Here is a 5514-nt window from a genome sequence, read left to right as displayed (position 1 = left end):
TCGACGGCCGGCCCGGACGTTCTCAGCTCTCCACCGTGCTTCACGAGCAACCGCTTGACCGCGGCCGCGGGAATTTCCGCCATGTTGTGCTCACTCGCCCCCGGAACCCGTTTTTGGTTCGCGGCGTAGGATTCCCCAGGGGCGCATGAGCCGTCAACCGCCACGGACACGCTCAGCGCTTTTCGAGACGGGCCAGGAATCCGACGACTTTCTCCGCCAGCAGCGCGCGTTCGAAATCGACCGGCAGCACGTGGCCCGAGCGCTCCAGCCAGAACAGCTCGCGATCGCCGGCAGGCAGCCCGGCCATCAGGAGATGCGCGTTCCGGACCGGCACGGTCGGGTCCAGGCGGCTGAAAATCCCCTGCACCGGCGCAGCGATACGAGGCAGCCCCCCGCGCACGTCGGCGGCCAGCCGCAGGAGCTGGTGCACGGCGGCCAGGGGCATGCGGTCGTAGCCGGGGTGCCGGGCGCGCGCCTCGAGGTCGCGGATGGCGGGCGTCTTGGGGAGCTGGCGCACGAGCCCCTTCAGGAAGGGGATGCTCCGGTGCACGAGCCAGCCGAGATCCAGCGGGACGGCGATCGCCACCACCCCGCGGACCGGCCGGCGCGCGGCCAGCGCGAGCGCGAGCAGCCCGCCGAGCGAGAGCCCGAGGACGTACACGCGCTCGTGGCGCTCGGCGAGCGCGGCGTGGCGGGCGAGCACGGTCTCGAGCCACTGGCTCCAGCCGGTGCGCGAGAGCTCGAGCGGCGTGGTGCCGTGACCGGGCAGGAGCGGCCCCTCGCAGTAGAAGCCGGCCTCGGCCAGCGCCTCGGCGGGCGGCCGCACCTCGTACGGGGTCCCGGTGAGTCCGTGCAGACACAGCACCGCCGGCGCGAGGCCCCCCTGCGGGTCGCCGAGCTGGAAGGCGTTCGCGTCGACCTTCACAGGAGCTCGTCCTCGGCGCGGCGCTGGGCCGCGCGAGTCACCGCGCCGATCGCTACGCCGTGGCGGCGCGCGGCGCGGGCGCAGGCTTCGAATTCGGGCTTCACCGACGCGGCGCCGTCGGGCGCGCGCGAGAGCTTCACGCGGATCGGCCCGTACTCGGTGGCGACCGAGGCCGCGCCGCGGCGCAGCACCAGCCGCGGCACGCGCTGCACGCGCACGCCCAGCGCCGTCGAGTCTGCGAGCACCATGCGCGCGAGTCTCTCGGCGTCCGCGGGCCGCGTCAGCACGCGCAGCGACTGACCCGGCCGCCCCTTCTTCATGACCAGCGGCGCGAGCGACGCGTCGAGCGCGCCGGCGTCGTGCAGACGCTCGACCAGGAACGCCAGGTGCTCGGGCGTCATGTCGTCGAGGTGGGTCTCGAGCACGGCGACCTCGTCGCGCCCCAGCTCGGGCGTGGCCTCGCCCAGCACCGCGCGCACGCCTTCGCCCAGCCCCTGCGCGAGCGGGCGCAAGGCCGGCAGCACCCCGAACTCGTCGACGAACGCGGCGAGCGCCGCGGCCGCGAGCGGAGTCACCGTCTCGCCCTCGAGCTCGCGCGGCACGGTCGGAATGCCGCGCAGAAGCTCGAGCGTCGCGGGCGCGGGCAGCGGCTCGGGACCGCCGGGCGTGTGGCGCACGCCGTGGCCCAGCGGCAGCGGCGTGCAGCTGACCCGCGCGGGCGCGAGTGACTCGAGCGCGGCGCACAGCCCGAGCAGCTCGGCCAGCGCGTGCGCCGCCAGGCGCCCGCGCGGCTCGATGCGCGCCACGGCCGCGAGCACCTCGAGCGCGTGCGTGCGCACGAAGGCGCTGAGCTGCGCCCGGCCCAGCTGCGCGCGCAGCTCCTTCCAGCCGCGCTCTCCGGCGGGCACGGCCACGGCGACGCGCGTCAGCGGGAGCGCGCCGTCGCCGGCCCGAGTGACTCGCAGGCGCGCGCCCGGCCACAGTGCCGCCAGCGCCCGGCGCAACGCGCGCGGGTCGGCGCCCGCGCCGACCAGCGCCGCCAGCAGTGACTCCAGCGTCGCGCCCCCGAAGCAGTCCAGGTGCAAGAGGCGCGCGCCGCCGCGGCTAGGAGCGATTGATGAGCGAGGCGACATACGCCGCTCCGAAGCCGTTGTCGATGTTCACCACCGTCACGTTGGACGCGCACGAGTTCAGCATCGCGAGCAGCGCCGCCACGCCGCCGAGCGATGCCCCGTAGCCGATGCTGGTCGGCACGGCGATCACCGGCACGCCGACCAGGCCCCCGACCACCGACGCGAGCGCGCCCTCCATGCCGGCGATCGCGATCACGACCGACGCGCGCCGCAGCACGTCGAGCGACGCCAGCAGCCGGTGCAGGCCGGCTACGCCCGCGTCGTACACCCGCTCGACCTTGTTGCCGAACAGCTCGGCCACGGCCGCGGCCTCCTCGGCCACCGGCACGTCCGAGGTGCCCGCGCACACCACCGCGACCGGGCCGCGGCCGCGCAGCGGCACCGGCGCCTGGCGCAGGATCGCGAGCCGCGGCGTGGCCAGTATCTCGAGCTCCGGCAGCTCGGCGCGCAGCCCGGCCGCCGCCTCGGGACTCACTCGCGTGAGCAGCACGTTCCCGCCCTCCGCCGCCAGCGTGCGCGCGATGCGCACCAGCTGGTCCAGCGTCTTCCCGGTGCCGAGCACGACCTCGGGGAAGCCCGCGCGCAGCGCGCGGTGCGTGTCGACGCGCGCATCGCCGAGCTCGACGAACGGCGCCACGGCCAGCGCCTCGATCAGCTCGTCGCGAGAGACTTGCCCCCGCGCGTGGCGCTCCAACAAGAGCGAGATATGCTCGCGATCCATGCGCGCGTGAGTTTAGTCCGACTGGCGTTCGTTCGCCTACGGCTCACTGCGCGCTGGCGCTTGCAGCCTCGCTCGGGGCGGCCCTCGCTCGGCTAATCCAAGTCGCTCGCCGCCGGCACGAGCACGAAGCGCATGCGCAGCGGCCCGTGGCGGTCGTAGAGCTCGACGTCGGCCACGCTGCGCACGCAGGATACGACCTCGACCAGCTCGTGCAGCTCGAGCTCGCCCTCGGGCGCATAGCCGGCGCGCGGCACCGAGGGCAGCGAGACACCGCCCAGCATCTGCGCGAGCGCGTTGGCCGCGGCCGAGACCGCGATGTTCCCGACCTCGGCCAGGATCGCGAGCGCCGAGGCGTGCGCGTCCTCCTTGCCCGAGACGCGCCCCACGACCTCCTCGACCGCGCCCGCGGACATCAACAGCGCCGCCTTGGCCTCGTACGGACCGACCAGGTCGGCGAAGACCGCGCCCACCCTCTCCTCGCGCAGGAACAGCGAGCGCAGCGGGCGGCCCGCGGGCAGCAGCCGCAGCCGGGGAACGCGCGTCATGAGCGAGCCGTCGAGCAGGAGCGCGAGCGTCGACGCCGCATGGCCCGCGCAGATGTTCGCGAGCTCTGCGAGCTTGTCGTCGTCGTCGGTCCTCACGGAAAGTTCTCCACGAGTGACCCGATCTCCAGCAGGAACACGGGGGCGCCGTCGCGCAGGATCGCCACGCCGCCCAGGTGAGTCATCTCGGTGAGCGGCTCGGGTGTCTCGCGCACGAACACTTCCAGGTCGTCGAGCACCCGCTCGACCAGCACCCCCAGCTTGAAGCCGCGCGCCTCGAGCACCACCACGCAGCCCGCGCCCGGCGCCACCGCGGGCAGCTGCAGTCTCTGCGCCAGGTCCACGAGCGGCAGCGGCTCGTCCTTGAACATGAAGAACGAGTCGACGCCCGCGTGCTCGACCGCGGCCTCGACCGCCGACAGCACGGCCTCGCTGGCCAGGATCGGCAGCGCCACGCGCGCGCCGCCCACCTGCAGCACGAGCACGCGCTGCAGGGTCACCATCGAGGGCAGGTCGAGCAAGAAGGTCGTGCCCTTGCCCGTCTGACTCTCGACCGTGATCGCGCCGCCCAGCGCCTCGACCTGGCGCTTCACGACGTCGAGCCCGACCCCGCGGCCCGAGACGTCGGTGACTTCGTCCTTGGTCGAGAGACCGGGCTCGAAGATCAGCTCGCGGATGCGCTCGGCCGGGAGATCCTCGGCCACCATCGGCAGCACGAGCCCGCGATCGACCGCGCGCCGGCGCACCTTCTCCACGTCGATCCCGCGCCCGTCCTCGTCGATGCGCAGGTGGAGCCGGCCCGCGACGCGCGTCGCGCCGAGCCGCAGGAGGCCGACCGGGTCCTTGCCCGCGGCGCTGCGCTCGGCCTCGGTCTCGAGCCCGTGGTCGATCGCGTTGCGCACCAGGTGCAGGAGCGCGTCGTCCAGGTGGTCGAGCACCGCGCGGTCGACCTCGACCTCCTCGCCCGCCAGCTCCACGCGCACGCGCTTGCCCAGCTCGCGGCCCAGGTCGAAGGCCACGCGCGGAAGTCTCTCGAGCAGGCGGCGCACGGGCGTGGTGCGGATCTCGAGCGCGCGCCGGCGCAGCTCGCGCACCGCGCGCGCGAGCTGCTCGAGCTCGTCACCGAAGGCGCGGTGCTGCGCGAAGTAGCCCGCGCCGCGAAACAGCTCCTCGAGGCGCGCCTGCCCCTGCATGAGCACGCCTACCGCGGCCAGGAAGCGATCGATCGCCTCCGTGCGAACACGGACCGTGCGGGAGAGCGGCGGTGGAGCGGCCGCTGGAGTTTTTTTTTGAGCGGCGCGACGGGCTGGGGCGTGGGTGGGGTGCCCATGCGAGCATCGGGCCGGGCCTCACTGAGTCGCGCGCACAGGTCTTCGCGCGGCTGCGGAGCGGCACCGGTCTCGTCCACGCACGCGACCATCTCCTCGAGCGCGGCGATCGCCTCGGCCACGAGCGCGAGGCCCGCGGGCTCGACCGGCGCAGAGCCCGAACGCAGCGGCTCCATCCAGTCCTCGAGCCGGTGCGCGAGCGTCGACGCGGCGCCGTAGTCGAGCGACGCCGCCATGCCCTTGATCGAGTGCGCCATGCGGAACAGCGTGTCGATCGCCTCCGCCGGCGGCTCGTCGCCCGCCGAGAGCGCCGAGAGCGCGCGCGTCATCTCCTGGAGATGCTCGCTCGACTCGTCGACGAACAGCGTCCTGTACTTTTCGAGGTTCAAAGCGCCGCCTCAGGGTCGCATGGGCACCCTACCCATGCCCCGGACCTCGACTCACTCGGATGCTTTGGCGATGGCCTTCTGGGCGACTTCCAGCACGTGGTCCGGCTTGAAGGGCTTCACGATGAAGTCGCGCGCGCCGGCCTCGAGCGCCTCCATCACGAGCGCCTCCTGGCCGAGCGCGCTGCACATCACCACGCATGCGCCCGGGTGGCCGGCGATGATCTCGCGCAGCGCCTCGAGCCCGCTCTTGCGCGGCATCACGATGTCGAGAGTCACGAGATCGGGATGGTGCTTGGCGAACGCCGACACCGCCTCGTTGCCGTCGGCCGCCTCGGCCGCGATCTCGTAGCCTCCGTCCGTCAGGATGTCGCGGAGCATCTCGCGCATGAAGGCCGCGTCGTCCGCAATCAGAACCCGCTTTGCCATGGCTCCTGTCCTCCCGCCCTGCTGCGGAGCTCCGTCAGCAAGAGCACTCC

At 73.6% G+C, this 5514-nt stretch carries 7 protein-coding genes; all 7 read right to left on the bottom strand.

What is annotated here, in order from left to right; translation table 11 throughout:
* Positions 1–172: 172 nt before the first annotated feature.
* Positions 173–925, bottom strand: coding sequence for an alpha/beta fold hydrolase (locus VMR86_10845; protein ID HTO07539.1), 753 nt, complete (start codon positions 923–925; stop codon positions 173–175).
* The gene (locus tag VMR86_10840; protein ID HTO07538.1) at positions 922–2010 is read right to left on the bottom strand and encodes a LarC family nickel insertion protein; all 1089 of its coding nucleotides are present in this window, start codon (positions 2008–2010) and stop codon (positions 922–924) included. Before VMR86_10840 ends, VMR86_10845 begins: the two co-directional genes overlap by 4 nt.
* A gap of 19 nt (positions 2011–2029) precedes the next feature.
* Positions 2030–2779, bottom strand: coding sequence for a nickel pincer cofactor biosynthesis protein LarB (gene larB, locus VMR86_10835; protein HTO07537.1), 750 nt, complete (start codon positions 2777–2779; stop codon positions 2030–2032).
* 92 nt (positions 2780–2871) lie between these two features.
* The gene (locus tag VMR86_10830) at positions 2872–3420 is read right to left on the bottom strand and encodes a chemotaxis protein CheC (protein HTO07536.1); all 549 of its coding nucleotides are present in this window, start codon (positions 3418–3420) and stop codon (positions 2872–2874) included.
* Positions 3417–4520, bottom strand: coding sequence for an ATP-binding protein (locus VMR86_10825; protein HTO07535.1), 1104 nt, complete (start codon positions 4518–4520; stop codon positions 3417–3419). Before VMR86_10825 ends, VMR86_10830 begins: the two co-directional genes overlap by 4 nt.
* 2 nt (positions 4521–4522) lie before the next feature.
* The gene (locus VMR86_10820) at positions 4523–5038 is read right to left on the bottom strand and encodes an Hpt domain-containing protein (GenBank protein HTO07534.1); all 516 of its coding nucleotides are present in this window, start codon (positions 5036–5038) and stop codon (positions 4523–4525) included.
* 51 nt (positions 5039–5089) lie between these two features.
* On the bottom strand, positions 5090–5464 hold the full coding sequence (locus VMR86_10815) for a response regulator (GenBank protein ID HTO07533.1): 375 nt from the start codon (positions 5462–5464) through the stop codon (positions 5090–5092).
* Positions 5465–5514: the final 50 nt, after the last annotated feature.

The sequence above is a fragment of the Myxococcota bacterium genome, assembly GCA_035498015.1.
Classification (GTDB): Bacteria; Myxococcota_A; UBA9160; order SZUA-336; family SZUA-336; genus VGRW01.
Note: the sequence above shows the minus strand (reverse complement) of the source record. Positions and strands in the feature narration are given on the sequence as shown.

Coding starts and splice junctions, on each gene's coding strand:
- larB (HTO07537.1), bottom strand. CDS start 2,779: ATGGATCGCGAGCATATCTCGCTCTTGTTGGAGCGCCACGCGCGGGGG.
- VMR86_10815 (HTO07533.1), bottom strand. CDS start 5,464: ATGGCAAAGCGGGTTCTGATTGCGGACGACGCGGCCTTCATGCGCGAG.